Source organism: Klebsiella sp. Lac1, from assembly GCF_009825425.1.
In the GTDB taxonomy this organism is placed as follows: Bacteria; Pseudomonadota; Gammaproteobacteria; order Enterobacterales; family Enterobacteriaceae; genus Klebsiella; species Klebsiella electrica.
The window spans coordinates 248,265-273,889 of the sequence record NZ_VJZJ01000002.1 but is presented as its reverse complement, the minus strand read 5'-3'; the positions used below and the strand labels follow the sequence as shown (position 1 = coordinate 273,889).

The following is a 25,625-nucleotide window of genomic DNA, read 5'->3' as shown; positions in this document are numbered from 1 at the left end:
GGTGGTGGGATGTGGATAAAAAGGGCCGGAACCGACGTAAAACGGCGGCAGGTATAGCCCCCGCGACGCCGGTGATTCTTCCGCCTCTGTGGATAACCTGTTTTATAAAGTATGGAGTGATCATGACACCGCATGTGATGAAACGTGATGGCTGTAAAGTGCCGTTCAAATCTGAGCGCATTCAAGAAGCAATTCTGCGTGCAGCTAAAGCAGCGGGAGTCGATGACGCAGACTATTGCGCCACCGTCGCAGAAGTCGTTAGCCAGCAGATGCAGGGCCGTAGCCAGGTTGATATCAACGAGATTCAGACCGCCGTTGAGAACCAGCTGATGTCAGGGCCGTGGAAACAGCTGGCCCGCGCCTATATCGAATATCGCCACGACCGCGATATCGAGCGTGAAAAACGCGGCCGCCTGAACCAGGAGATTCGCGGTCTGGTTGAACAAACCAATTCATCCCTGCTCAACGAAAACGCCAACAAAGACAGTAAAGTCATCCCGACCCAGCGCGACCTGCTGGCCGGGATCGTCGCCAAACACTATGCCCGTCAGCATCTGCTGCCGCGCGATGTGGTGCTTGCCCACGAGCGCGGTGAGATTCACTACCACGATCTCGACTATTCGCCGTTCTTCCCGATGTTCAACTGCATGCTTATCGATCTGAAAGGTATGCTGACCCACGGGTTTAAAATGGGCAACGCGGAGATTGAACCGCCGAAATCGATCTCCACCGCCACGGCGGTGACGGCGCAGATTATCGCCCAGGTCGCCAGCCATATTTATGGCGGCACCACCATTAACCGCATCGATGAAGTGCTGGCGCCGTTCGTCAAAGAAAGCTGCAACAAGCACCGTAAAATCGCCGAACAGTGGCAGATCCCTGATGCGGAAGGCTATGCCCGCTCGCGCACCGAGAAAGAGTGCTACGACGCCTTCCAGTCGCTGGAGTACGAAGTCAATACTCTGCATACCGCCAACGGGCAGACGCCGTTCGTCACCTTTGGCTTTGGTCTCGGCACCAGTTGGGAATCCCGCCTGATTCAGCAGTCGATTCTGCGTAACCGCATCGCTGGCCTTGGCAAAAACCGCAAAACCGCGGTGTTCCCGAAACTGGTGTTCGCCATTCGCGACGGCCTGAACCACAAGTTCGGCGATGCGAACTACGACATCAAGCAGCTGGCGCTGGAGTGCGCGAGCAAACGGATGTACCCGGACATCCTCAACTACGATCAGGTGGTGAAAGTCACCGGTTCGTTTAAAACGCCAATGGGCTGTCGCAGCTTCCTCGGCGTGTATGAAGAAAACGGCGAGCAGATCCACGATGGCCGCAACAATATCGGCGTGATCAGCCTGAACCTGCCGCGTATTGCGCTGGAAGCCAAAGGGGATGAAGCGACGTTCTGGAAGCTGCTGGATAACCGTCTGGATCTGGCTTACAAAGCGCTGATGACGCGCATCGCTCGCCTGGAAGGGGTGAAAGCTCGCGTGGCGCCGATCCTGTACATGGAAGGCGCCTGCGGCGTACGCCTGAATGCCGACGACGAGGTGTCAGAGATCTTTAAAAACGGTCGCGCCTCCATTTCGCTGGGCTATATCGGCATCCACGAAACCATCAACGCGCTGTCAGGTAATCAGCACATGTACGACAGCGATGCGCTGCGTGCAAAAGGCGTCGCCATCGTCCAGCGTCTGCGTGACGCCGTCGACCGCTGGAAAGAAGAGACCGGCTACGGCTTCAGCCTGTACAGCACGCCGAGCGAAAACCTCTGCGATCGCTTCTGCCGTCTTGATACCGCCGAATTTGGCGTCATTGAGGGCGTAACGGATAAGGGCTACTACACCAACAGTTTCCACCTCGATGTGGAAAAAAAGGTTAATCCGTACGACAAGATTGACTTCGAAGCGCCGTATCCGCCGCTGGCCAACGGCGGCTTCATTTGCTACGGCGAGTACCCGAATATCCAGCATAACCTGAGGGCGCTGGAAGATGTCTGGGATTACAGCTACCAGCACGTCCCCTATTACGGAACCAACACGCCGATCGACGAGTGCTATGAGTGCGGCTTTACCGGCGAGTTCGAATGTACCAGTAAAGGCTTTACCTGCCCGAAATGTGGCAACCACGATGCGGCACGGGTGTCGGTGACCCGTCGCGTGTGCGGCTATCTCGGCAGCCCGGACGCCCGTCCGTTCAACGCCGGGAAGCAGGAAGAGGTGAAACGCCGGGTCAAACATCTCGGCAACGGTCAACTCGGCTAATCTCGCCACCGTCATCCCGGATAGCGCCGCCAGCGGCCTGTCCGGGCTACAACGCACCAGCGTAGGTTTCCTCAAATCAGTTGGCGTTGTAGCAAGGCGGCAAACGAGTCAGTCCCGGGGAACTTACTGTAGTAAGTGACCCGGGCGAGCGAGCGCAGCCAACGCCGCTGCAGCGTCAAATGAGAAGAGGAAACAATGAATTATCACCAATACTACCCCGTCGATATCGTCAACGGGCCAGGGACAAGATGCACCCTGTTCGTCTCCGGCTGCGTCCACGAATGCCCCGGCTGCTATAACAAAAGCACCTGGCGACTCAACTCCGGGCTACCGTTCACAACCGCGATGGCCGACCGTATCATTGCCGATCTCAACGACACGCGAATCAAACGCCAGGGGATCTCCCTTTCCGGCGGCGATCCCCTGCATCCGCAGAACGTGCCGGAGATCCTCGTGCTGGTGCGCCGCATCCTCGCCGAATGCCCCGGGAAGGATATCTGGGTCTGGACCGGTTATAAGCTCGACGAGCTGAACGACGCGCAGCGGGAAGTGGTTGATCTGATTAACGTGCTGGTCGACGGTAAGTTTGTGCAGGATTTAAAAGATCCGGCGCTGATCTGGCGCGGCAGCAGCAATCAGGTCGTCCACCGCTTAAGATAACGGTAATCAAAAACGGCTGACGCACTCCACCGCCACCGCTTTGAACTCCTCGAAACTGCGCGTCGCGGCAAGCCGGGCCATCGCGCGTTCGCGCAGGAAGGTGACAAAAATATCGTAGATCGCCATCGCCTCTTCATACTCGCTTTTGCTGATCGCCAGCAGGAAGATGATATGGGCGGTTTCATCGCCCCAGGCGATACCGTTCGGCGCAATGACGGTATAGACCACGGTTTTTTGCGCCAGCAGGCCAAGGGCGTGAGGTAGCGCAATACCGTCGCCCAGCATGGTGCTGACGATGGCCTCGCGTTCGACCACCGAGTCATGGAACCCGGCATCGACAAATCCTTCCTGCTGCAGCTGCTGGCACAGCCCGGCAAACAGCGTCTGGCGGTCGAGAGGCGCATCGATAACCTGGAAATGGGCCGCATCGAAATATTTATTCAGCACCCACGGACGGGTCCTGTCCACCAGCACCAGCTTGCCGATTTGCTCCAGCTGATAATCGGTCGGGAATGGCGCAATGGTCACCACCGGCTTATCCTTTTCGCCAATCCGCACGGTCGAGATGACAAAATCTTCAGCGACCGCCGTCTGCTGCTCATACTCCCGCTGCGACAGGGTGGCAGCGATTTCTAACTGCGGATATTTACGCTGCAAAATGGCTTCGATCATCCGCACCATCGCATTGCTGGTATCGCACACCAGCAGCACCCGCGGCTGCCGCTGATAGCCAATGTTGTAATGACGTTCCAGTCCGACGCCGATATGCAACACCAGGAAACCAATCTCGTTTTCGCTGATGGCATAGGGCGTGTATTTCCCCCAACTGGTCACCGCCGCGAGGGTCATATCCCACGCCATCGGGTAGTGCTGCTTAATATTATCGAGCAGAGGGTTGGGGATCATTATCTGGTAGCGAACCCGGGTGATCATGGTTTTAACGTGGGTCAGCAGATCGGCATGTAGCTGGGCGTCGTCCAGCAGGTTGTAGTTATACTGGCTGTTAATGTAGCGCAGGATGTAGTTCACCAGCGCTTCGCCATCGTCGGCGCTGATAGTGCCCGGATCGACGTCCTGAACCTGACGGGCGGCAAGATGCACGCACAGCCACGCTTCTTCTGCCGGAGAGAGAGCCTTGCCCGCCAGCTGCTGCAATACGCCGGCCAGATCGCGCGCAGCATCCCGCACGTTTTGCGCGACATCCTCCGCGCTGAATTCCGCCAGCGGATAGCCCCGGCTGACGCGACGCACCGTCACTGCGCTGTACATCCGGATAAAGCGCTCGCCTTCATCGGTGAGGCGCACATGGTGGCGGGTCAGGATCTCCTGCAACACATCGCCAAGCTGCTCCTGCACATCCGAGTTCAGCGCTTCCTCATCCATCAGCGGGTTTATCCCCCCCTGCTGCGCCTGTTGCCATAACAGATCGGTCAGGCAGGCGCGAATCGACACTTCGCTGCCAAACAGCCTCATGCCGTGCCGTGGACGGGTCTCAAGCGTCAGCTGATAGCGCTGAAAGCGCTCACGCACTTCGGCCATATCGCTTTGCAACGTCGCCCGGCTGACAAACCACTCGTCCGCCAGATCTTCGAGCTTGATGGAGAACGCGGAGGTTAAAAAGCGCACCAGCAGAAAGTTGATGCGATCCGTCGCCGTACGCGGAATCTGCTGCGGCTTCGGCGCATGCTCCTGCAGGGTCCGGTAGCGCAGCGGGTCGTCGATTTTCAGCTGATAACCGCTGCCGCGAGTCAGCATGAATTGCGCGCCATACTCCACTAACAACGCGTTAAGCGCGGTAATGTCGGCGCGCACGGTACGAGTAGAAACCGACAGCCGCTGCGCCAGCTCATCCTGCGGCAGCGTTTCGTTTTGCAGCAAAGTAAACAGTTGCGCTAAACGTTGGTTGGGAAATCGCATGTCGGTTCCTTCATCTTACGGCTCACGGTTGAGCGGAGATAACCATCTGTGATGGGCTGCCTACCGGGGTGTAATCCGGGGCAAAGGTCAGCTTGCCGCTCCGTGGCGCCACGCTAAAACGGGTAATATTATCGCTACGCTGATTCATGACGTACAGCCACCGCCCCTGAGTATCCAGCGTCAGCGTGCGGGGGTAGTCACCGCGGGTCCAGATATCTTGCTGATGGCTCAGGCTGCCATCGGCCATCACGCTAAAATGCGCAATGCTGTTATGTAAACGGTTGGCGACATACAGCTGTTTTCCATCGGCGCTCAGCGCCAGGCCCGCCGCGAAACTGGTGCCTTTATACCCTTTCGGCAACGCGGAGACCGTTTTGCCCTCGCGCAACAGCCCGCTCTGCTTATCAAGATGATAGAACGTCAGCGTCGAGGATTCTTCATTAATCAGCCACAGGCCGTCCCCTTTCGGCGTAAAGACAAAGTGCCGCGGCCCGGCGCCGGCAGAAGAGGCGGCGATAAACGGCGGATCGTTCGGCGTCAGCTTGCCGCTGCCGTTGTCCAGCCGGTACTGATAGATCCGATCCAGCCCCAGATCGGTAGAATAGACATATTTCCCGCTCGGATCGGCGGCGATCATATGGGCATGCGGACCGTTATGATCGCTGATGGCAAAGCTCCCCTCAGCGGCTGCCGCCGGCCGTTCTGCGCCGGCAGGGCCCTGATCCTGATGGCTATCAACCGCCTCACCGAGACTGCCGTCGTCTTTGATCGGCAGCACCGCCACCGTTCCGCTGACATAGTTCGCCACCAGCAGATGGCGACCATCCGGCGTCAGCGACAGATAGACCGGCCCGGCCCCCGCAGAGGAGACCTGGTTAAGATCGGTCAGCTCGCCGTTGGCTTCAATCCGCCACGCCTGCACCACCCCTTTTTCCACTTCGCTGGCGGCATACAGGGTTTTCCCGTCATGCGCGACGGTGAGCTGGGCAACGTTCGGCAGCGAGCTGACCAGCGCCTTATCGCGCAGCGCGCCGGTTTTACCGTCGACGGTAAAGCGGTAAAGCCCTTCGCCATTCGGGTTATAGGTGCCGACCCAGGCATAATGCGTTTGCGCGCTGGCGGCGGCGGCCAGCAGAGAAAGTGAAGCAACAAGCAGGTGACGAGCGGTGGGCATAGTGACTCCTTGATGGTTCAATGGGGGTCCGCACGCGTCTTGCAGAGCAACGCGCGCGGCGGGGACAAGCAACCTATTTGACGAGCGCTTTAGTCATCTCCAGCAGCTGGCGAACGTCCGCCGGGCGGGTATTGCCGCTGGCTTTATCAATGATCGAGCTATAGATGTGCGGAATAATTTTGCTGACCCCCGCGTCGAGCGCGATCTGCAAAATTTCGCTGTAGTTTTCCAGATCGATGCCGCCGGTCGGCTCCAGCCAGAAATCATGGCGGGCGCAGGCCTGCGCCACGGCGACGAACTCATCGCGGTGTTTCAGGCCGCCCATCGGGAAGTATTTGATGGAGCTGCCGCCCATGTCCTTCAGCAGGGCGATGGCGGTTTCCAGCGGTACAATCCCGTCCGGCGCGCCGCTGCTCAGTGGGCCGGTTGAGATCTTAACCCTACCCGGCGTGCCGGTCGGCGACACCAGGCCGTTGACCACGGTCTGGTTCTGCCCGAGCAGCGCGCGGCTGGCGCCGACGCCGGTGAACACCTGATTAACGTGCTGCGGCTGTACCTGACGCGAGATTTCGCTGACCATGGCCGACTGGTTCGGATCGCCCGCTCCCAGTCCTACCGAGAGTGCGTTATCAATCAGCTGCGCGTATTCACGCATATCCGCCACCGCGCTCGCCACGTCCGGATAGTTTTTGGAGAGCACGCCGACCAGGACGTGACCTTCCGCCGCCTCGTAGATCTCACGGGCGTTGTCTTTGCTGCCCGCCAGGACGTTCAGGCATACCCGGTCGCGATAAAAGTTGGGGGTCAGTTTCATGCGTTTTTCTCCTTGTTCAGAACCTCGGCGATGCGACGAGAGACAATCTCCAGCTGCTGCGCGTTCACGCTGCGGACATCGGCTTCAATAATCCCTTCGTTGGCCTTATAGCCGCGGAAGTAGATGGCGTATTCGCCCTGTTTCAGCGCGTCCACCAGTTCGCCGGTGGCGATACCGGTCACGGCTTCATCAAATTTGATTTCGCTACGGGCGATATCACGGCCGGCGCTATCCCAGACCACGCGAGCGGTGACGCCATTAAGCGTATTCAGCTGGTTAAGGAACGGCGTCATTTTGGCGACCATCTCATCGCCGCTCTCTTTGCGCGCCAGCAAATAATGTTCAATCGCGCAGGTCAGGCCGAGGATCCCCTCTTTACCCACCTTCATCGCCCGACCAATGCCTGCCGACTGGCGTTTCACCCACTCAACGTACTGAGTTTTGCCCACCACCAGACCGCTGGTCGGCCCTTCAATCGCTTTCGCGCCGCTGTAAATCACCAGATCAGCACCGGCGCGGTAGTAGCATTGCAGGTCTTCTTCTGCCGCCGCATCGACGATCAGCGGCAGATTATGTTTACGCGCCACAACCACCGCTTGCTCTACGCTGAGCATGCTTTTCTGCACGCAGTGGTGAGATTTGATATACAGAATCGCCGCCGTACGCGGGGTAATCGCTGCCGCCAGCTGGTCAGCGGAACATTCGTTGGCGTAGCCCGCCTCCACCAGCTTGCCGCCGCCCAGCGCGACCATCGTGCCCACCGGCGCGCCGAAATTGACGTTGTGGCCTTTCGGCAGCACGATTTCGTTGTTCTCAACCGGCGTGACATGCAGGTTTTCCAGCAGCCAGTTGCTGTCTTTCACCAGCACCGCCGCCACCGACTGCGCAATCCCCGCCGAGGCGCAGGAGACGACGGTCGCCCCTTCCACATCCAGCAGCCGGGCAATGTATTCCCCGGTTTTGTTCACCAGGTCTTTCATTTCGAAGTAGTGATTCATGCCGCTCATCACCGCCTCCACCACTTCCGGGCGCGGGGTGGAGACGCCTAACGCCGTCATGCGACCGGAGGTGTTGATGACTTGCTTGAGATGGTATTTTTCAAAAATCGAAGGCATTTTCCGCGCTCCCTTGTTCGGTCAGATAGCCCTTGCCTGCGCGAATCGCGGCAAGCGGCACCAGAATTTTGTCAGCCTGCAGGCTCTCTTTTTCCGCGTCTACCAGCACCGTCGGCGCATGCTGCACGCTAAACAGCGTTAAATCGGCATCATAGCCCACGGCCAGCTGCCCTTTGCTCTTCAGGCGCAGCCCACCGGCGGCGTTCACGGTGACACAGTCAATGACCTGCGGCAGCGTCATGCCGATGGCGAGAAACTTCGACATCACCAGCGCCAGCGAGCGAACCGGGCCGTCAATGCGGTTGCGGCAGTAAATATCGGAACTGATGCTGTGCGGCAGAATGCCCATCGCAATGGCCCGTCGGGCCACGTCAAAGCTGAAGCTGGCGGTACCGTGGCCGACATCAAGCCGCACACCGCGCTGCAGGGCGCGGGTAATCGCGCTGCGCAGCTCGCCTTCCGGCGTCAGGATGCGGTTCGGTTTGCCGTTATAGCAGTGGGTAATGATGTCGCCTGCGCTGAGCCGCCCGGCGATGTCGTCGAGATTCGGCGGGTTGTTGCCGATATGCACCATCAGCGGCAGAAAGCCGTTTTCCCGCTGGATGGCTTTCGCTCGATCCAGCGGCGTAATCCCGTTCTCGCCGACAACGCTGCTGCTCATGCGCGCCTTCAGGCCGACGATAAAGTCCGGGAGGCGTGTGACCGCCTGCTTCACCGCATCCGCGTCAATATGGGCCATATTGGCCAGCTCGTTCTGGGCAATCAGCCCGACGCGGGAGATATTGAGCAGCGCATACACTTCGGTGGTGGCCTGGCGGGTCAGCTGATAAAAGTCATCGACATCGTCCGCGCCGGTGCTCCCGGCATCGATAACGGTGGTGACACCGGTGGCGATACCGACGCTGTCCGGCTGGTCATGATAAATTGGCGACTTCGGGTAGCAGTGAACGTGGGAATCAATCCAGCCGGCGCTGACATAATAATTGCCGTGCAGATCAACGGTTTTACGCGCTGACGCGCTAATCTCGCCCAGCGCGGCAATTTTTCCGTCGTGGATGGCGATATCGGTCAGGGTATCGTCGACGAGGCGCGCACGGCGCAGGAGTAGATCAAACATAGGTATCTCCTGTTAAGGCGGGCGCATACGCGCCCGTTGGTGTCACAGCGCTACCGGGAATAGTGAACCTAAAATCATGGCGCCGAGGATGGCACCGCCAGTGATAGGCTTCTGCCAGATGTAAAACAGCAGCGCGCCGACCAAAGAACCGATACCGATAGGAATCGAGGCGGTCATGGCGCTGAGGATAATCAACGGCCCGAGGAAGCGGCCTGAGGCGTTACCGGCCCCCATCATCACATCGGCGCCGTAGGTGGAGTCGCTCTGATTGATGGTGAACTTACGCGCCAGAATGATGATGTAGCCAATCGCCAGGCCCAGCGCGAGACCGGTCGCCAGCGAGGCGGCAAAGTTCGCCACCGGAAAGACAACGCCAGCCCCGAGCAGCAGCGCCGGAACGCCAAGACCCACGCCGGTCTGAATGGCGCCGCCGATATCGAGGATCCCGACCAGCGAGCCTTCGATAATACGGGCGAAGAGGAAGCTGGCGCCAAACGCGGCCACCGCGCCATAAGCGCCGGTATCAATGCCCGCTTTCAGCATGGCCACGAAAGCCACTTCGTTAAACGCGCCGATACCGTAGAGGTAATACATGTGGGTCCCGGCGAAAACGCCGGAGGAGAGCAGACCAACAAAGATCGGAAACGACCAGTCGGCATACCAAAAACCTTTATTCTGTTCCATGTCGAGGCTCCTGTTATTTGCCGCTGAGCGAGTTGTGGATCAGATCCAACCAGTTCGGCACAGTCAGATGGAAGGATTGCAGTGTCTTAATGTCGAAGCCGCGGAAGAAGGCGCTCAGGACAAACAGCGCGACAATGGCCGACATCATCACTTTGGTGACGCGGTTCCAGCCGCTCTCTTCTACGCCTTTACCGATCAAGATCCCCAGCACCAGGCCCGGTACGGCGTTGCCCATGATAAGCTGCGCTGCGCCGCCGAAAATGGTGGCCCAGAAGCCCGATTTTTTACCGGCATCGATGGCCGCCAGCCAGAAGATTACCGGCATCACGGTGTTAACCAGCAGGTTAGCCGCCGGGACCAGCACCTTAACCGCGGTGACCTGCAGCGCTTCCGGTACGGAAGAGGCGGTCAGGTTTAAGAAGGCGACCACCAGCATGCCGATGATGCCGCAGGCAATCGCCATTTTCTTCGGATCGTGCAGCGTTTCGCCGACGTTACGGTTTTTCAACATCAATGCCGCGGCGCCCCAGTTCGGGATAATGCGGTGATCGACGTCCTGAGTGAATGAGCCCGCTGCAACGGAAGAGGCCCAGGCGTTAAAGAAGAATCCCAGACCAAAGGAGAAGTGGGAAGCCGGATCGCCTTCGCAGGAATTCAGCTCGCCCAGGGTACGAAACGCCCCCATCCCCTGAGTGGTAGGCGCATGAAACATGCGTGCCGCTCCGGCGCCCACTCCGACGCCGACCAGGCCGCCGATAATGAGCGATTTTATTAAAATTATCAGGAACATAGTTTAACCCTATGATGAAATTCAGGTTTGCGTGACGAAATCCACTTTCTCGACATCAATGGCCGTCACGTTGACGGTGACATCCAGCTCCACGCTGTAGGTCCGTCGTTCACGACGTAAAAAGAAGAACAGAAACGCTTCTTTACGCGTCGCTTCATGCGCACGAACAACCTTCACATCCTGTGGCTCAATACGCAGTAAGATATGCGATGAGGTTTTCATCACCGCTGCCTGTACATGGTTCAGGGCGTCGGCGAAGGCCCGTGCTTTGCTTTCGCCTTTCCCCTTCACGCTCACCGTGGTGGTGAATTGTTCTTTCATGCTTACGCGCCGTATTTCTTTTTCCAGGCTTCCACCAGGCGCTCGCCCAGCTCTTCTTTATCCATAAAGCCGAAACCCAGAACGTTGTAGCCTTCGTTGATAGCGGTCACGCCTTCATCAACGGAGCGCATGCCATATTTTGCCTTGTAGCCGTGCTTGTTCTGCGCGGTGATGGCGCCTGCGCCGCCGCTGCCGCAGAAGGAGATGCCGAAGGTGGCATTTTCTGCTTTCATCATGTCGCCCAGCTTCATATCGGCGGCAACCCCCGGTACAACAACCGCACGAGCACCGGCTTTTTCCGCGCCAGCGGCCACTTTTTGCCCTTTACCCAGGCGGTCGCCAATAACCACAGTAATCTGTTCCATTTTATTGCTCCTTACAGGTTGTCTTTTGCTACTTCGAAGTGGACCGACAGCAACCAGGACTCTTCTTCTGGCAGGTTGCCGAATTCCGCGACCACTTCGCGGGCAAGCATCATTGAATCTTCTGAAATTTCTTCAAACAGGCTGGCATCCACTTCCGGCAGCGGCTCGCCGCTAATCGACCGGTGGGCCATCGCCCGCACGTGGGAGGTCAGCATCTGCTGCTGGACGGCGTTGGGGATGATATTGCGACGGCTTAACAGCGCATAAACCCGCGGCAGCATCTTCTCAGCCAGCAGCTCGGTTTGCTTTGCCTGTTCCCCTACGTCGTTTATTACCGCTCCGTTATTCACTAGTGTTACCCCGTTGATGTCTCTGAGGATAAAACTAGCGCCGGGAGGGAGGAGTTTGTAGCGAGTTGTTTTCCACTTCGAAGTGGAAAGGCGGACGGCTTGCGTGATCCATTGCACATAATCGGCGTGAAACTGACGAGAAGAGGATGTTTTGGACGAAATCGCGTGATGAGCATCACAAGAAATCATGGCGCTGGCGGTTGCCGTTGCCTGAAGAAGCGGAAAAGAAAAAGGAAAAAGTGTGATGCCAGCAGGGTTTTATCGTGGGGGGATGTGCAGGAGGCCTCGACAGCAGCCTCCTGCAACAGGCATTAGCGGTATTTCTGATGGTAGGTGTTACGGGTCGCTTTGAACCCTTCAGCGGCAGCCTGCGCCTCTTTCACTTTACCTTCTTCCGCCAGCTTCAGCGCACCGTCAATCTGACCAATCAGAATATCCAGACCGTGACGATAGTCTTTCATTTCCGCACTGTCCGCCGCTTTGCCTTCCAGCTTCTCCGGGGTCGCTTTCTGCGCATCCACGGCGGCACCGCGCATCTTCGTCAATGCCGCTTTCAGTTCGCCGGCATCGGAGGTTTTCTGCACCACCTGCAGGTTTTTCGCGATGGTATCCATATCTTCGCCCAGCTCAGCGGCGAACGCCGAAACAGACCCCATAGTCAGGGCGGAGACAGCCAGCATTGCTAACAGTTTTTTACGCATTGCTCACATCCTTTTTTATTATTTAAGCAAACGGGCGCTGCAAGGAGCGCCCTTCTGTACAGGTTATTCTGCAAACTGCATCTTGAATAGTGGGGATAATCCGCAATTACTGTCCGGCGATTTTCATCTCAGGCAGCAGTACGGAACCGCACTGAATGTTGCTGCGCAGCTCGATATCGTCACCCACAGTGACAATATTACGCCACATATCTTTCAGATTTCCTGCGATGGTGATTTCGCTTACCGGATACTGAATCTCGCCATTCTCAACCCAGAAGCCAGAAGCGCCGCGCGAATAATCGCCGGTCACGCCACTGACACCCTGGCCCATCAATTCGGTGACGACAAGTCCGGTGCCCATCTCTTTAAGCAACTTTTCAAAACTCAGGCCGCGGCCGTTAATCCGCCAGTTATGAATGCCGCCCGCATGCCCGGTGCTCTGCATCCCCAGCTTACGCGCCGAGTAGTTGGTCAGCAGCCACTGCGTCAGCACGCCGTCTTTAATAATGTCGCGACGTTGCGTGCGCACGCCTTCGCTGTCGAACGGCGTCGAGGCCAGCCCTTTCAGCAGATGCGGATGCTCTTCAATCGTCAGCCACTCCGGCAGAATCTGCTGGCCGAGGGAGTCGAGCAGGAACGTCGATTTGCGATAGACCGCGCCGCCGGCGATAGCGCCGACCAGGTGCCCAAACAGCCCGGTGGCCACTTCGTTGGCAAAGATAACCGGTGCTTTCATTGTCGCAAGTTTACGCGGCGCCAGGCGCGATAGGGTGCGGCGGGCACATTCGTCGCCGACCCACTCCGGGGTATGCAAATCCTCGAGCGCGCGGCCAATGGTGTAAGCGTAATCGCGCTCCATATCGCCGTTCTCTTCCGCGATAACGCAGCTGGAGAGCGAATGGCGGGTTGAGCAGTAGCTTTGCAACATGCCGTGGCTGTTGCCGAACACTTTAATGCCGTAGTGGCTATTGAAGCTGCCGCCTTCGGTATTCGTAATGCGTTTATCCGCCTGCAGGGCGACCTGTTCCGCGCGCGCGGCCAGCTCGATCGCCTGATCCGGGGTCACTTCCGCCGGATGGAACAGGTCAAGATCCGGGGCATCAAAGGCCAGCAGCTCTTTATCCGCCACGCCGGCGAACGGGTCCGGGGAGGTATAGCGGGCAATATCCAGCGCCGCCTGCACCGTACGGGCAATCGCCTGCGGGCTCAGATCGGTTGAGGAGGCGCTTCCCTTGCGGTTCTGATGATAAACGGTGATGCCTAACGCACCATCGCTATTAAATTCTACGTTCTCCACCTCGCCGTAGCGGGTGCTGACGCTGATGCCGGTGGTTTTGCTGACGGAGACTTCCGCACCGTCTGATTTGCCTGCCGCCAGTTCCAGCGCCGTGGTCACGGCCTCTTCCAGCGTCTTGCGCTGTTGTGCAACTTGAGAGATGACTTTCATCGCTAATGCCATAATGTAGGAAGGTGTTAAGTGAAGTCTAACAGAGAACCGTTTTTCAGTGCGCGCCTTAACTGGTAACATTAGCCTCTTTTTTTAAGGAGCCTGAGATGACTAAGCAGCCCGATGACTGGCTCGACGACGTGCCCGGTGATGACGTTGAAGATGAAGACGATGAAATTATCTGGGTCAGTAAAAGTGAAATTAAACGTGACGCAGAAGAACTGAAGCGTCTTGGCGCTGAAATGGTTGAGCTGGGAAAAAACGCGCTGGATAAAATCCCGCTCGATAGCGACCTGCGCGACGCCATTGAACTGGCCCAGCGTATCAAGAAAGAGGGTCGCCGCCGCCAGATGCAGCTGATTGGTAAAATGCTGCGCAGCCGCGATGTCGATCCGATTCGCCAGGCGCTGGACAAGCTGAAGAACCGCCACAACCAGCAGGTTGCGCTGTTCCATAAGCTGGAAATGATTCGCGACCGCCTGATTGAAGAAGGTGATGATGCGGTACCGGAAGTGTTAAACCTGTGGCCCGACGCCGATCGTCAGCAGCTGCGTTCGCTTATCCGTAACGCCAAAAAAGAGAAAGAAGGCAACAAGCCGCCGAAATCCGCGCGTCTTATCTTCCAGTATCTGCGTGAACTGGCTGAAGGCGAAAGCTAACTCCGCGTTTGCCCGCCAGATTTTCCCGCAGGCGGCGCTGTGCGCCTGTCCGGGCTACCGGATAACGCTGTACCTGTAGCCCGGCAAGCGATAGCCTCGCCGGGAATATCCGCTCTCTACGCGCTCCCCCACCTTCATTCCTGATTCCTCATTCCTGTTTCCTGATTCGCGCCCTGCCGTGTGCCCGCTCTTTATGAGTCGACAAAAAGCTGAATCGTTAAAGCTAATAACGTTTAAATTCACATTTTTAAAGTAGGATTAATTGCATTTTGCTTATAAAAAGCGATCTTTATCGCATTTAAAAGTTTAAAAATGCGCATTTACTCACCAGGTGAGGCACTTCACATTTTCATCAACCGCTTACAATTAGATTCCCTTCATTAGCAACACAATCGATTCAGCAAAAAGGGATGAAAAATGAAAAAAGTATTCGCTTTAACGGCAATCGCGATGATGATTTCAGGGCCTGTTGCAGCAAAAACCTGGGTGCTGACAAGCGCTGAAAACGGCACAGATAAAGGAAACTGGCAAATAGACAGCGATCAGCTGAAGATAAAAGATCATAACTTCAGCATCGAGCAAAAAGTCCTCCACGGCGGCAAACAGGAAGGCAGTAAAATTCTCGTCATCCGCAGTAAAGATGGCCTGACTATTACCCTCAGCCCGACCCGTGGTATGAATCTGCTGAAAATTGAAGGCTTCGGTACGCGAATGGGCTGGGATTCACCGGTGAAAGAGGTGGTCAACCCGGCCTTTATCAACCTCGAAAGCCGGAACGGCCTGGGCTGGCTGGAAGGTTTCAATGAAATGATGGTGCGCTGCGGCTACGAATGGACCGGCCACCCGGTGACCGCCGATGGACAGATTTATACTCTGCATGGCAAAGCCGGCAACACGCCAGCATCGCAAGTGGAAGTCGAGGTTGCCGATACCGCGCCATATGAAATTCGTATCCGTGGGCTGGTGAAGGAGAGTACCTTTAAGAAAGCTGATTTGCAGACCATGACCGAGTTGCGCTATGTCCCCGGCAGCAACAGCTTCAGCCTGCATGATGTCTTAACCAACCACGCGGATTACCCGCATGACTACCAGATCATTTATCACAGCAACTTCGGGAAACCGATTCTGGAAGAGGGGGCACGTTTTCTGGCCCCCATGTCCAGCATCAGTCCGTTCAACGACTACGCTAAAGCGGGTTTGAAAACCTGGCAAACCTACGCCGGTCCGACCAAAGGTTTCGACGAGATGGTATTCAATATTCAGCCGCTGGCAGATAGCAACCACCAGACGCTGGCCGCCGTGGTCAACAAGGCGGGAGATAAAGGGGCATCTATCCAGTTCGATACCCGCCAGCTGCCGGTACTGACGCTGTGGAAAAATACCGATACCGAAAAACAGGGCTATGTCACCGGTATTGAGCCGGGCACCAGCTATGCCTATCCGGTCACCATTGAGCGCGAACAAAAACGCGTGAAGCAGCTTCAGCCAGGGGCCAGCACGCAGTTTGACCTGACCTATACGCTGCTGCACAGCAGCGAACAGGTTGCCGACGTTGAGAAGAAAATTGCGGCAATTCAGGGCGATACGAAAGTGGCGGAAAACGAAACGCCGATCGCGAAGGAGTAATTTAACGCGCTAAGCCTACCCGGGTTGCAGCGTCAGCGCCCGACCCGGGCGACAAAACCAGGCCGCGCTGACCCATAGCCCGGCCAGCGTAGCCCCCAGGGCGAAGAGTTATCTGGACGCCTCTGCCTTTTTCGCCAGCTTATCCAGCAGCTTCTGGTGAATGCCGCCAAAACCGCCGTTGCTCATCACCAGGATATGATCGCCCGGGTGCGCGGTTTTCACCACCATATCGGCCAGCGTATCAACATCGGCACTCCAGTACGCCGGCTGCACGCAGGCGTCCGCCACTTCCGCCACCTGCCACGGAATGTGCTGCGGCTGGAGCAGGAACACTTCGTCGGCGCGGCCCAGGGACGGCGCCAGATCGTCTTTGCAGACGCCCATTTTCATGGTGTTCGAGCGCGGCTCAAGCACCGCAAGAATGCGGGCAGTACCACCGACTTTACCGCGTAGCGCCTGCAGGGTCGCGAGGATCGCCGTCGGATGGTGGGCGAAATCGTCATACACGGTGACGCCGTTGGCTTCGCCGCGCAGCTCAAGGCGGCGGCGGGCGTTGATAAAGCCGCCCAGCGCATTAGCGGCATCGGCCGGCAGCACGCCAACATGACGCGCCGCGGCAATCGCCATCAGGCCGTTATGCATGTTGTGTTCGCCGACCAGCTCCCACTTCACTTCCCCGACCTTCTCGCCGTCCAGCCAGACTTCCCACTGCGAGGCATCGGTGTTCAGCTTCTTCGCCTGCCAGTGGCCCTGCTCGCCCACCAGTTCCTGTTCGCTCCAGCAGCCCATCGCCATCGTCTGTTTCAGATTGATATCGTTTTCCGGCAGGATAATTTTACCTTTGCCCGGCACAATACGTACCAGATGATGGAACTGTTTCTGAATGGCTTTCAGGTCGTCAAAGATATCCGCGTGATCGAACTCAAGGTTATTGAGGATCAGCGTACGCGGGCAGTAGTGGACAAATTTGGAACGCTTATCGAAGAAGGCGCAGTCATACTCATCGGCTTCGATAACAAAGAACGGGCTGCCGCCCAGACGCGCGGAGACATCAAAATTGCCCGGGACGCCGCCGATCACAAAACCGGGCTGATAGCCGCAGGCTTCGAGGATCCAGGTGGCCATTCCGGCGGTCGTCGTCTTACCATGGGTCCCCGCCACGGCCAGTACCCAGCGGTCGCGCAGGACAAAATCATGCAGCCACTGCGGGCCGGACATATACGGAATATTGTTTTCCAGCACCGCTTCGACGCACGGATTGCCGCGAGTCATCGCATTACCGATGATCACCAGATCCGGCCGCGGTTCCAGCTGGCTGGCATCATAGCCCTGAATTAAATCGATCCCCTGGTTTTCCAGCAGGGTACTCATTGGCGGATAGACGTTAGCATCCGACCCCGTTACCTCATGACCGAGGGAACGCGCCAGCATTGCCAGCCCCCCCATAAACGTGCCACAGATACCTAAAATATGAATGCGCATTCGTCCCTTCCCTCTTTAATCTGCGATACATTTTACCCGTATGTATGCATCAGAGAAATGTATTTCAGGTTAATCCGTTTTTTGCTGGTGCGATTCACCTGTGCGATTTTTTTTTATTCTTTGTTAAGATTGTTGCGTTCGTTTTACTTCACATAAACATGCAGGGAACGGGTTATGAAAACGTTAGGTGAATTTATTGTCGAAAAGCAACACGAGTTTTCCCACGCAACCGGCGAACTTACTGCTTTGTTGTCGGCGATAAAGTTAGGCGCCAAGATCATCCACCGCGATATCAATAAGGCCGGTCTGGTCGATATCCTGGGTGCCAGCGGTGCTGAAAACGTCCAGGGTGAGGTACAGCAAAAACTCGACCTGTTCGCCAATGAAAAATTGAAAGCTGCACTGCGAGCGCGCGATATCGTGGCTGGGATCGCCTCTGAAGAAGAAGATGAGATCGTTGTCTTTGAAGGCTGTGAACACGCGAAATATGTAGTGCTCATGGACCCTCTGGATGGCTCCTCTAACATCGACGTTAACGTCTCCGTCGGGACTATCTTCTCCATCTACCGTCGCATAACTCCGGTTGGAACACCGGTCACCGTTGAAGATTTCCTGCAACCGGGCAGTCAGCAGGTCGCGGCAGGCTATGTCGTTTATGGCTCTTCCACCATGCTGGTCTATACCACCGGCTGCGGCGTGCACGCCTTCACCTACGATCCTTCTCTTGGCGTTTTCTGCCTCTCTCAGGAGCGCATGCGCTTCCCGGAGAAAGGCAACACCTACTCCATTAACGAAGGTAACTACATCAAGTTCCCGCTGGGGGTGAAGAAGTACATCAAGTACTGTCAGGAAGAAGATACCGGAACCCAGCGCCCCTACACCTCGCGCTATATCGGTTCCCTGGTGGCGGACTTTCACCGCAACCTGCTGAAAGGCGGCATCTATCTGTATCCGAGCACCGCCAGCCATCCGGACGGTAAGCTGCGCCTGCTGTACGAATGCAACCCGATGGCGTTCCTCGCCGAACAGGCGGGCGGTAAAGCCAGCGACGGTAAAGAGCGTATTCTCGATATCATCCCGACCAGCCTGCACCAGCGTCGTTCTTTCTTCGTCGGCAACAACCATATGGTTGAAGACGTCGAGAACTTCATTAAAGAGTTCCCGGACGCGTAACGCCTCCCTTCCCCTCCCGCCCGGGAGGGGAATTTTCCGCTAACGATGCGCCGTTCCGCTGACCCGGGTAACCGGTGAGTTCTGTCGGTTTTCCCACAGCACCGTCAGACCCCGCTGCAACGCGATAAAAACAAACAGCAAAATCCCGATGGCAATTTTTGTCCACCACGAACTCAGGGTCCCGTCGAAGTTAATGTAGGTCTGAATCAGCCCCTGAATCGCTACCCCGAACAAGGTGCCGAGCACCGTCCCGACGCCGCCGCTCAACAGCGTGCCGCCAATGACCACCGATGCAATCGCATCCAGCTCAACGCCAACGCCGGCAAGGGCATACCCGGCCTGGGTATAGACAGAAAACACAATCCCCGCCAGCGTCGCCAGCCCGGTAGACAGCATATAAATACGAATGGTGGTCCCGCGCGTTGAAATCCCCATCAGGTTTGCCGAAACGGCGCTGCCGCCAATGGCGTACACCTGGTTGCCGAAGCGGGTGCGATGGGCCATAAAGATACCCGCCACCACCACCAGCAGCATCAGCAGCCCCATTGCGCTCAGACGCCCGCCGCCGGGAATCGTCCACGCCAGCCCGGAGAGGGTGTCGTACACCGGGTGATCGATAGGAATCGACTCTTCGGACACCAGATAGCTGACGCCGCGCAGAAAGAACATCCCGGCGAGAGTAATAATAAACGCCGGGATTTTCAGCGCATCGATAAACCAGCCCATCAGTGCGCCAAACGCGCAGCCCATCGCCAGCACCAGCGGGAACGCCAGCAGCGGATCGATGCCCCAGGTGCCAATGGCCTTCGCCAGGAACACGCCAGTAAAGGCGATCACCGACCCGACCGAAAGATCGATCCCGCCGGAGAGGATCACAAAGGTCATCCCGACGGCAATGATGCCCAGAAAGGCGTTGTCGGTCAGAATGTTGCAAATCACCCGCGTCGAAGCAAAGCCGGGAAACTGGGTCAGGCAGTACAGATAGCCCAGCACAAAGACGGCCAGGGTTATCATCAACGGTAAATTACGTTTTATCATGGCCGCGTACTCCTTTCAGTAAGCCAATAAAGCGCGGCGACTGGACGATCAGTACGCACAGCACTACCACCGCCTTCACCACCTGATTCATCTCCGGCGGGAAGCCCGACAGCAGGATCCCGGTATTCATCCCCTGAATGATCAGGGCCCCGACCACCGAAAGTAACAGGTTAAAGCGCCCGCCCATCAGCGATCCGCCGCCGATCACCACCGCCAGGATGGCATCCAGCTCCAGCCACAGCCCGGCGTTATTGGCATCGGCGCCGCGAATATCCGCCGCCACGATAATCCCGGCAATGGCCGCGCAGATACCGCTCAGCACATAGGCCAGCATCACCACAATCCGGGTATTCACCCCGGCGTTTTTCGCCGCGCGGATGTTGATCCCCACCGCTTCGATAAACATCCCCAGCGCCGTCTTGCGGGTAAAAAGCCAGAACAGCAGGAGCGTCGCAGCGGCAATCAGCACCGGCGTTGGAAACAGCAGCAGCGAACCGCTGCCGAGCCAGGCCAGGTGCGGCGAATCGAAGGTCACGATCTGCCCGGAGGTGATCAGCTGCGCGACGCCGCGCCCGGCGACCATCAGAATCAGCGTGGCCACAAAAGGCTGGATCTTCAGGATAGCCACCAGAATCCCGTTCCATAAGCCCGCCAGCGCCCCCGCCGCCAGCGAGGCCAGCAGCACCACCGGCAGACTGTGTCCGGCAACGGTCATCGAGGCCGCCGTCGCGCCGGCAATCGCCATCACCGCACCAACCGACAGGTCGATTCCGCCGGTGGCAATGACCAGCGTCATGCCTATCGCCAGCAGCGCCACCGGCGCCGCGCGGTTGAGAATATCAATCGGGCTGCCGAACAGGCGCCCGTCCTGTAACACAATCTGAAAGAAGTGCGGCGCCACAAAGCTATCCACCACCAGCACGAGGATCAGGGCGATAATTTGCGGCATACCTTTCGGCCAGTTGAAGCGCCGCTTTGGCTGGCCGGTTTGTGGAACTGATCGGGGCATCATGGGTTACTCCTTATGCCGCAATAGCGTTCATGATTGCCGGGACAGAAAGCTCGGCTAGCGGGATCTCCGCTACCTGCTTACGATCGCGCATGATAATTACCCGGTCGGCATAGCCCACCAGCTCCTCCAGTTCCGAGGAGATAACCAGCAGCGCCAGACCATCGGCGCACAGGGTTTCAATCAGGCGGATAATCTCCGCATGCGCGCCAACGTCAATCCCGCGCGTCGGTTCATCGAGGATCAGGAACTGCGGTTTGGTCAGCAGCCAGCGGGAGAGCAGCACCTTCTGCTGGTTACCGCCGGAGAGAAATTCGATCGGCTGTTCGGCGCTGGGAGTGCGAATACCGAGCTGGCGGATAAAGCGATCGGCAATATCATTTTGCTCGCGTCGCGGAATCGGCCGCAGCCAGCCGCGCTGGGCCTGTAGCGCGAGGACGATATTTTCCCGCACCGATGCCGCGGCGATAATCCCGTCGGTTTTACGATCCTCAGGGCAAAAGCCAATGCCCAGGCATGAAGCCTGGTGCGGAGAACGCAGCCCCTGCGCTTTACCTTTGATCCACGCGGTGCCGCTGTCTGCCGGTTTGATGCCGAAAATGACCTCGGCGGTTTCCGTGCGTCCGGAGCCGAGCAGCCCCGCCAGGCCGACTATCTCGCCGGGGCGCACCTGGAGGTTAAACGGCGCGATAACGCCTTTCTTGCCAAAACCCTCAAAGGCGGCGACCGGTTTGTCGCTCAGTAAAGTCCGGCCCGCGCGATGCAGGGCATCATGCTCCAGCTCACGGCCAAGCATCATCTTCACCAGTTCGATCTGCGGCAGTTCGCGGGTTTCCCGACAACCGACAAAACCGCCGTTGCGCAGAACGGTAATCCGGTCGCTGACGGCATACACCTGATCGAGGAAGTGGGTGACGAAAATCAGACTGACGCCTTCATCGCGCAGCCGACGCATCAGGGTGAAGAGCATCTCCACTTCCTGGGTATCCAGGCTGGCGGTAGGCTCATCAAGAATTAACACTTTTGCGGACAGGTCGATGGCCCGACAAATAGCGACGATCTGCTGCATCGCCACCGAAAAGCGGTTCAGCGGTTCGCGGACGTCGAGGGAAAAACCGTAGGACTCCATCAGCGCGGTGGCGCGCTTTTCCATCTCTTTGCGCCGCAGCAGGCCAAAACGGCGGGGTTCGCGGCCGATAAACAGATTGTCCGCCACCGACATGTTCGGCAGCAGGTTAACCTCCTGATAAACCGTCCCGATGCCCAGTTGCTGGGCATGAGCGGTATTCTTCGGCGATATTTCCTGCCCCTCCAGCCAGATAGCCCCGCGATCGGCGTGATAAACGCCGGTAAGGGCTTTAATCAGTGTGGATTTACCCGCTCCGTTTTCGCCCAGCAGCGCCATGATTTCACCACGCCGCAGGCTGAAATTGACGTTATCCAGCGCCTTCACACCGGGGAAAAATTTGCTCAGTCCCTCGGTACGCAGGATCTCCTGGTGTGCTTCGCCGTTCATGATGTCCCCCTCCCCTAATCCTCTCCCCACAGGGGGAGAGGGAATGCAACCTTGCGGTCTGATAACCCTCCCCCTCCGGAGAGAGGGTTAATTCACTCAGTAGCCCATGTTTTTCTTCTTCTCGAGCTCTTCTTTCGCCGTATCCGGTAAATAAAGCGTCGATTTGGTAATGGTCAGTTTTTCAGGCAACGTGCCGTCTTTCTTATATTTTTCCAGCGCATCAAACGCCGGACCCGCCATATTCGGCGTCAATTCAACGCTGGCATTCGCTTCTCCGGCGATCATGGCTTTATAGATATCCGGTACGCCATCAATCGAACCGGTCAGGATATCTTTGCCTGGCTTCAGCCCGGCTTCTTTAATCGCCTGAATGGCGCCAATCACCATGTCATCGTTATGGGCGTAGACCATACAGATGTTCTTGCCGTTGTTTTCAGCTTTGATAAAGCTCTCCATCACCTCTTTGCCTTTACTGCGGGTAAAGTCGCCAGACTGAGAGCGAATAATTTTGATATTTGGGGCTTTGGCAATGGCGTCAGCGAAGCCTTTCTTCCGGTCAATCGCCACGCTCGCCCCAACGGTGCCCTGCAGCTCAACCACGTTACACGGCTTGCCGTCGACGGTTTTCACCAGCCAGTCACCAATCAGCTGACCTTCCAGCACGTTGTTGGCGGTGACGGTGGTCATGTAGAGATCTTTGTCTTTCACATCAATCGAGCGGTCGAGCAGGAATACCGGAATTTTGGCCTCTTTGGCCTCTTTCAACACCGGTTCCCAGCCGGTCGCGACAACCGGGGCGATAAAGATGGCGTCGACGCCCTGGGCGATAAAGGAGCGGACGGCTTTAATCTGGTTTTCCTGTTTTTGCTGGCCGTCGGCAATCTTCAGAGTGATTCCGCGTTTCGCGGCCTCCTCCTTCGCAACGTTGGTTTCGGCCGCACGCCAGCCGGATTCAGATCCGACCTGCGAAAATCCTACGGTCAGAGGGGCAGCCATTGCCATAGACGACATAGCTGCGGAAACTGCTGTGACAAGAAGTAAGCGCTTCCACATAAAAAAGGTCCTCGTCGGGTTGCTTTGGGTTAAATCGTCATCTGCGAACAAACTATAGACAACTCGTGATGTAACTGAATGCGTTACATCACACTTCGAAAAAGTAAATTAAATGTTAATTACCGCGATTTAATCCAGCTGAGAGCAGATAAGGCTTCCCGTAGCTCGCGTTTGCCGACGCATGAGGTGAAATTTTTCGCATGTTGAGAAATCAAACAGATGCAATGTAAACGGTTACATTGTTTTATTCAGGATGTGGCTATGTTTATGGATTTTCAGGTTGTTTTTTGAGGGTAAATTCTGAGTGATTAGCGGCGGGCAAAATGAAAAGAAGCGAAGACATTCGATGCGAGTTGGCTATAATACCAGGCACTTGTTTGCCATACATTTTAAAGGAAACAGACATGAGCTTACTCAACGTACCTGCGGGTAAAGATCTGCCGGAAGATATCTACGTCGTGATCGAGATCCCGGCTAACGCAGACCCAATCAAATACGAAGTCGACAAAGAGAGCGGCGCGCTGTTCGTTGATCGCTTCATGTCCACTGCGATGTTCTATCCGTGCAACTACGGCTATATCAACCACACCCTGTCTCTGGACGGCGACCCGGTTGACGTACTGGTCCCGACGCCGTATCCGCTGGAGCCAGGCTCTGTGATCCGCTGCCGTCCGGTTGGCGTACTGAAGATGACCGACGAATCCGGTGAAGATGCGAAACTGGTTGCCGTACCGCACACCAAGCTGAGCAAAGAGTACGATCACATCAAAGATGTGAACGACCTGCCGGAACTGCTGAAAGCACAGATCACCCACTTCTTCGAGCACTACAAAGACCTGGAAAAAGGCAAATGGGTGAAAGTTGACGGTTGGGACAATGCTGAAGCGGCTAAAGCTGAAATCATTGCTTCCTTCGAGCGCGCTAAGAAGTAATTCTGCCGCACTCAGATTATCGAAAACACCGCCTCAGGGCGGTGTTTTTGCTTATGGCCCGGAGCCATCTCCCGGGTGGCGGCTAACGCCTTACCCGGGCTACAAATCCCCCACAGGCGATACGTCAGGTGAAAATCCCCAACACCGCACCATGCCCGTAGCCCCGGTAAGCGCAGCGCCACCGGGGAGCAAACGACGCCAGTGCCACAGCCCCGCCCGCAGGCAATACGCCAGGCGATCAAGCCAGGCACCGCACCCACCCGTAGCCCCGGTAAGCGCAGCGCCACCGGGGAACAAACGGCGCCAGTGCCACAGGCCCCCCGCAGGCGATGCGCCAGGCGATCAAGCCAGGCACCGCCCCCGCCCGTAGCCCCGGTAAGCGCAGCGCCACCAGGGAGCAAAACGGCGCCAGTGCCACAGGCCCGCCCGCAGGCAATGCGCCAGGCGATCAAGCCAGACACCGCACCCACCCGTAGCCCCGGTAAGCAAAGCGCCACCGGGGAACAAACAACGCCAGTGCCACAGGCCCCCCGCAGGCAATACGCCAGGCGATAAAGCCAGACACCGCACCATGCCCGTAGCCCCGGTAAGCGCAGCGCCACCGGGGAACAAACGACGCCAGTGCCACAGGCCCGCCGCAGGGCGATGCGCCAGGCGATCAAGCCAGACACCGCACCCGCCCGTAGCCCCGGTAAGCGCAGCGCCACCGGGGAACAAACAACGCCAGTGCCACAGGCCCGCCCGCAGGCAATGCGCCAGGCGATAAAGCCAGGCGCCGCACCACCCGTAGCCCCGGTAAGCGCAGCGCCACCGGGGAACAAACGGCGCCAGTGCCACAGGCCCGCCCGCAGGCAATACGCCAGGCGATCAAGCCAGACACCGCACCCACCCGTAGCCCCGGTAAGCGCAGCGCCACCGGGGAACAAACAACGCCAGTGCCACCGGGGAGCAAACGGCGCCAGTGCCACAGGCCCGCCCTACCAGCCCGGTCAATAAGCTTTTTTATGTCTGCCATTGACCTGTACCGGGTGAATGACAGACATAAAAACAACGCCACCCGAAGGTGGCGTTGCCGTGGTTAATACTGGTCTCTGTCTAACCAGTTGCCGTTCTCTATCAGGGTAAAGCCCTCAACGGGGCGCTGATAGACATACATCCATGCGCTGCCATAAGGCGTCTGGATCAGGTGACGTGCGTACTCACCACCCTTGGTGCGCAGCGCGTCCAGTTCGGCCAGCGTTGATGCGTCAATACGATACACTTCACCATGTACTGTGCCTTCGCCCGGCACCGCGCCTGGATAGTGGCCCAGGCTGTACAGCTGATAATCGTTGACACTATGATCGCCCAGCCACTGAGCGTTGGTCATCCAGTGGCTGTTGCCTTGTTTGCGTCGTAAACTGCCGTAAACAAATATTCGCATT

25 protein-coding genes are annotated in these 25,625 nt (G+C 57.4%); 6 read left to right on the top strand and 19 right to left on the bottom strand.

Annotated features, from left to right (window positions below; all coding sequences use genetic code 11):
- The first annotated feature begins 122 nt into the window (after nucleotides 1–122).
- Complete coding sequence (nrdD, locus tag FNY10_RS16710; protein WP_160702453.1) at nucleotides 123–2,258, top strand: anaerobic ribonucleoside-triphosphate reductase; 2,136 nt, start codon at nucleotides 123–125, stop codon at nucleotides 2,256–2,258.
- Nucleotides 2,259–2,453: 195 nt separating this feature from the next.
- Nucleotides 2,454–2,918 carry an anaerobic ribonucleoside-triphosphate reductase-activating protein gene (gene nrdG / locus FNY10_RS16705; protein WP_160702455.1) on the top strand — a complete coding sequence of 155 codons (465 nt, stop codon included), beginning with the start codon at nucleotides 2,454–2,456 and terminating at the stop codon, nucleotides 2,916–2,918.
- 6 nt (nucleotides 2,919–2,924) lie between these two features.
- On the opposite strand, the gene FNY10_RS16700 is transcribed toward nrdG, so the two are convergent.
- The 12 genes from FNY10_RS16700 to pmbA all read right to left on the bottom strand — a co-directional run bounded on the left by FNY10_RS16700 (nucleotide 2,925) and on the right by pmbA (nucleotide 13,725).
- On the bottom strand, nucleotides 2,925–4,835 hold the full coding sequence (locus FNY10_RS16700) for a PRD domain-containing protein (protein WP_160702457.1): 1,911 nt from the start codon (nucleotides 4,833–4,835) through the stop codon (nucleotides 2,925–2,927).
- 22 nt (nucleotides 4,836–4,857) lie between these two features.
- Nucleotides 4,858–6,009 (bottom strand): lactonase family protein, encoded by a 1,152-nt coding sequence (locus FNY10_RS16695; protein ID WP_100685377.1) that lies wholly within the window; start codon nucleotides 6,007–6,009, stop codon nucleotides 4,858–4,860.
- Nucleotides 6,010–6,082: 73 nt separating this feature from the next.
- Nucleotides 6,083–6,823 (bottom strand): 2-dehydro-3-deoxy-phosphogluconate aldolase, encoded by a 741-nt coding sequence (gene dagF, locus FNY10_RS16690; protein WP_141965463.1) that lies wholly within the window; start codon nucleotides 6,821–6,823, stop codon nucleotides 6,083–6,085.
- Complete coding sequence (locus FNY10_RS16685) at nucleotides 6,820–7,938, bottom strand: DgaE family pyridoxal phosphate-dependent ammonia lyase (RefSeq protein ID WP_100685379.1); 1,119 nt, start codon at nucleotides 7,936–7,938, stop codon at nucleotides 6,820–6,822. The genes dagF and FNY10_RS16685 overlap by 4 nt, the downstream gene beginning before the upstream one ends.
- Complete coding sequence (locus FNY10_RS16680) at nucleotides 7,922–9,055, bottom strand: amidohydrolase/deacetylase family metallohydrolase (RefSeq protein WP_131049427.1); 1,134 nt, start codon at nucleotides 9,053–9,055, stop codon at nucleotides 7,922–7,924. The genes FNY10_RS16685 and FNY10_RS16680 overlap by 17 nt, the downstream gene beginning before the upstream one ends.
- 42 nt (nucleotides 9,056–9,097) lie before the next feature.
- The gene (locus FNY10_RS16675; RefSeq protein WP_100685381.1) at nucleotides 9,098–9,739 is read right to left on the bottom strand and encodes a DUF4310 family protein; all 642 of its coding nucleotides are present in this window, start codon (nucleotides 9,737–9,739) and stop codon (nucleotides 9,098–9,100) included.
- Nucleotides 9,740–9,752: 13 nt separating this feature from the next.
- Complete coding sequence (locus FNY10_RS16670; RefSeq protein ID WP_100685382.1) at nucleotides 9,753–10,529, bottom strand: DUF4311 domain-containing protein; 777 nt, start codon at nucleotides 10,527–10,529, stop codon at nucleotides 9,753–9,755.
- Nucleotides 10,530–10,550: 21 nt separating this feature from the next.
- Nucleotides 10,551–10,850 carry a DUF4312 family protein gene (locus tag FNY10_RS16665; RefSeq protein ID WP_131049426.1) on the bottom strand — a complete coding sequence of 100 codons (300 nt, stop codon included), beginning with the start codon at nucleotides 10,848–10,850 and terminating at the stop codon, nucleotides 10,551–10,553.
- A 2-nt stretch (nucleotides 10,851–10,852) separates the two neighbouring features.
- Nucleotides 10,853–11,215, bottom strand: a complete 363-nt coding sequence (locus tag FNY10_RS16660) for an SFCGS family glycine-rich protein (protein ID WP_004098072.1) — start codon at nucleotides 11,213–11,215, stop codon at nucleotides 10,853–10,855.
- Nucleotides 11,216–11,226: 11 nt separating this feature from the next.
- Complete coding sequence (locus FNY10_RS27040; RefSeq protein WP_100685384.1) at nucleotides 11,227–11,565, bottom strand: glycine dehydrogenase; 339 nt, start codon at nucleotides 11,563–11,565, stop codon at nucleotides 11,227–11,229.
- A 311-nt stretch (nucleotides 11,566–11,876) separates the two neighbouring features.
- On the bottom strand, nucleotides 11,877–12,266 hold the full coding sequence (gene cybC / locus FNY10_RS16650; RefSeq protein WP_100685385.1) for a cytochrome b562: 390 nt from the start codon (nucleotides 12,264–12,266) through the stop codon (nucleotides 11,877–11,879).
- A 106-nt stretch (nucleotides 12,267–12,372) separates the two neighbouring features.
- The gene (gene pmbA, locus FNY10_RS16645) at nucleotides 12,373–13,725 is read right to left on the bottom strand and encodes a metalloprotease PmbA (protein ID WP_160702459.1); all 1,353 of its coding nucleotides are present in this window, start codon (nucleotides 13,723–13,725) and stop codon (nucleotides 12,373–12,375) included.
- Nucleotides 13,726–13,820: 95 nt separating this feature from the next.
- Here pmbA and yjgA point away from each other — a divergent pair, with 95 nt between their 5' ends.
- Nucleotides 13,821–14,372 carry a ribosome biogenesis factor YjgA gene (yjgA, locus tag FNY10_RS16640; RefSeq protein WP_004857200.1) on the top strand — a complete coding sequence of 184 codons (552 nt, stop codon included), beginning with the start codon at nucleotides 13,821–13,823 and terminating at the stop codon, nucleotides 14,370–14,372.
- 417 nt (nucleotides 14,373–14,789) lie between these two features.
- Complete coding sequence (locus tag FNY10_RS16635) at nucleotides 14,790–15,998, top strand: aldose 1-epimerase family protein (protein WP_160702461.1); 1,209 nt, start codon at nucleotides 14,790–14,792, stop codon at nucleotides 15,996–15,998.
- 108 nt (nucleotides 15,999–16,106) lie between these two features.
- Here the strand turns inward: FNY10_RS16635 and mpl are convergent, their stop codons facing one another.
- Nucleotides 16,107–17,480 (bottom strand): UDP-N-acetylmuramate:L-alanyl-gamma-D-glutamyl-meso-diaminopimelate ligase, encoded by a 1,374-nt coding sequence (gene mpl / locus FNY10_RS16630; protein WP_100685389.1) that lies wholly within the window; start codon nucleotides 17,478–17,480, stop codon nucleotides 16,107–16,109.
- Nucleotides 17,481–17,654: 174 nt separating this feature from the next.
- On the opposite strand from mpl, the gene fbp reads away from it, so the two are divergent.
- On the top strand, nucleotides 17,655–18,653 hold the full coding sequence (gene fbp, locus FNY10_RS16625) for a class 1 fructose-bisphosphatase (protein WP_131049424.1): 999 nt from the start codon (nucleotides 17,655–17,657) through the stop codon (nucleotides 18,651–18,653).
- Between the two features lie 39 nt (nucleotides 18,654–18,692).
- On the opposite strand, the gene yjfF is transcribed toward fbp, so the two are convergent.
- The 4 genes from yjfF to ytfQ all read right to left on the bottom strand — a co-directional run bounded on the left by yjfF (nucleotide 18,693) and on the right by ytfQ (nucleotide 23,269).
- The gene (yjfF, locus tag FNY10_RS16620) at nucleotides 18,693–19,691 is read right to left on the bottom strand and encodes a galactofuranose ABC transporter, permease protein YjfF (protein ID WP_131049423.1); all 999 of its coding nucleotides are present in this window, start codon (nucleotides 19,689–19,691) and stop codon (nucleotides 18,693–18,695) included.
- Nucleotides 19,678–20,703: a galactofuranose ABC transporter, ATP-binding protein YtfT gene (gene ytfT / locus FNY10_RS16615; RefSeq protein WP_100685392.1), complete on the bottom strand. Its 1,026-nt coding sequence runs from the start codon at nucleotides 20,701–20,703 to the stop codon at nucleotides 19,678–19,680. The genes yjfF and ytfT overlap by 14 nt, the downstream gene beginning before the upstream one ends.
- Before the next feature lie 10 nt (nucleotides 20,704–20,713).
- Entirely contained in the window at nucleotides 20,714–22,216 is a 1,503-nt protein-coding gene (gene ytfR / locus FNY10_RS16610; protein ID WP_100685393.1) for a galactofuranose ABC transporter, ATP-binding protein YtfR, read from the bottom strand.
- 96 nt (nucleotides 22,217–22,312) lie between these two features.
- On the bottom strand, nucleotides 22,313–23,269 hold the full coding sequence (ytfQ, locus tag FNY10_RS16605) for a galactofuranose ABC transporter, galactofuranose-binding protein YtfQ (RefSeq protein WP_100685394.1): 957 nt from the start codon (nucleotides 23,267–23,269) through the stop codon (nucleotides 22,313–22,315).
- 404 nt (nucleotides 23,270–23,673) lie between these two features.
- On the opposite strand from ytfQ, the gene ppa reads away from it, so the two are divergent.
- Entirely contained in the window at nucleotides 23,674–24,201 is a 528-nt protein-coding gene (ppa, locus tag FNY10_RS16600; protein ID WP_004857176.1) for an inorganic diphosphatase, read from the top strand.
- Between the two features lie 11 nt (nucleotides 24,202–24,212).
- Here the strand turns inward: ppa and FNY10_RS16595 are convergent, their stop codons facing one another.
- Together FNY10_RS16595 and FNY10_RS16590 are read right to left on the bottom strand one after the other, a co-directional pair.
- Nucleotides 24,213–25,169, bottom strand: coding sequence for a hypothetical protein (locus tag FNY10_RS16595; protein WP_160702463.1), 957 nt, complete (start codon nucleotides 25,167–25,169; stop codon nucleotides 24,213–24,215).
- A gap of 110 nt (nucleotides 25,170–25,279) precedes the next feature.
- Nucleotides 25,280–25,624 (bottom strand): gamma-glutamylcyclotransferase family protein, encoded by a 345-nt coding sequence (locus FNY10_RS16590; RefSeq protein ID WP_004857174.1) that lies wholly within the window; start codon nucleotides 25,622–25,624, stop codon nucleotides 25,280–25,282.
- Nucleotide 25,625: the final 1 nt, after the last annotated feature.

Excerpts from the sequence above, each read along its gene's own strand:
- FNY10_RS16675 (WP_100685381.1), bottom strand. The coding sequence starts at position 9,739 with ATGGAACAGAATAAAGGTTTTTGGTATGCCGACTGGTCGTTTCCGATC.
- FNY10_RS16695 (WP_100685377.1), bottom strand. The coding sequence starts at position 6,009 with ATGCCCACCGCTCGTCACCTGCTTGTTGCTTCACTTTCTCTGCTGGCC.
- FNY10_RS16665 (WP_131049426.1), bottom strand. The coding sequence starts at position 10,850 with ATGAAAGAACAATTCACCACCACGGTGAGCGTGAAGGGGAAAGGCGAA.
- nrdD (WP_160702453.1), top strand. The coding sequence starts at position 123 with ATGACACCGCATGTGATGAAACGTGATGGCTGTAAAGTGCCGTTCAAA.
- yjfF (WP_131049423.1), bottom strand. The coding sequence starts at position 19,691 with ATGATAAAACGTAATTTACCGTTGATGATAACCCTGGCCGTCTTTGTG.
- pmbA (WP_160702459.1), bottom strand. The coding sequence starts at position 13,725 with ATGGCATTAGCGATGAAAGTCATCTCTCAAGTTGCACAACAGCGCAAG.
- dagF (WP_141965463.1), bottom strand. The coding sequence starts at position 6,823 with ATGAAACTGACCCCCAACTTTTATCGCGACCGGGTATGCCTGAACGTC.
- nrdG (WP_160702455.1), top strand. The coding sequence starts at position 2,454 with ATGAATTATCACCAATACTACCCCGTCGATATCGTCAACGGGCCAGGG.
- ytfT (WP_100685392.1), bottom strand. The coding sequence starts at position 20,703 with ATGATGCCCCGATCAGTTCCACAAACCGGCCAGCCAAAGCGGCGCTTC.
- ytfR (WP_100685393.1), bottom strand. The coding sequence starts at position 22,216 with ATGAACGGCGAAGCACACCAGGAGATCCTGCGTACCGAGGGACTGAGC.
- ppa (WP_004857176.1), top strand. The coding sequence starts at position 23,674 with ATGAGCTTACTCAACGTACCTGCGGGTAAAGATCTGCCGGAAGATATC.
- FNY10_RS16590 (WP_004857174.1), bottom strand. The coding sequence starts at position 25,624 with ATGCGAATATTTGTTTACGGCAGTTTACGACGCAAACAAGGCAACAGC.
- FNY10_RS16635 (WP_160702461.1), top strand. The coding sequence starts at position 14,790 with ATGAAAAAAGTATTCGCTTTAACGGCAATCGCGATGATGATTTCAGGG.
- mpl (WP_100685389.1), bottom strand. The coding sequence starts at position 17,480 with ATGCGCATTCATATTTTAGGTATCTGTGGCACGTTTATGGGGGGGCTG.
- FNY10_RS16680 (WP_131049427.1), bottom strand. The coding sequence starts at position 9,055 with ATGTTTGATCTACTCCTGCGCCGTGCGCGCCTCGTCGACGATACCCTG.
- yjgA (WP_004857200.1), top strand. The coding sequence starts at position 13,821 with ATGACTAAGCAGCCCGATGACTGGCTCGACGACGTGCCCGGTGATGAC.
- FNY10_RS16670 (WP_100685382.1), bottom strand. The coding sequence starts at position 10,529 with ATGTTCCTGATAATTTTAATAAAATCGCTCATTATCGGCGGCCTGGTC.
- cybC (WP_100685385.1), bottom strand. The coding sequence starts at position 12,266 with ATGCGTAAAAAACTGTTAGCAATGCTGGCTGTCTCCGCCCTGACTATG.
- fbp (WP_131049424.1), top strand. The coding sequence starts at position 17,655 with ATGAAAACGTTAGGTGAATTTATTGTCGAAAAGCAACACGAGTTTTCC.
- FNY10_RS16700 (WP_160702457.1), bottom strand. The coding sequence starts at position 4,835 with ATGCGATTTCCCAACCAACGTTTAGCGCAACTGTTTACTTTGCTGCAA.
- FNY10_RS16685 (WP_100685379.1), bottom strand. The coding sequence starts at position 7,938 with ATGCCTTCGATTTTTGAAAAATACCATCTCAAGCAAGTCATCAACACC.
- FNY10_RS16660 (WP_004098072.1), bottom strand. The coding sequence starts at position 11,215 with ATGGAACAGATTACTGTGGTTATTGGCGACCGCCTGGGTAAAGGGCAA.
- ytfQ (WP_100685394.1), bottom strand. The coding sequence starts at position 23,269 with ATGTGGAAGCGCTTACTTCTTGTCACAGCAGTTTCCGCAGCTATGTCG.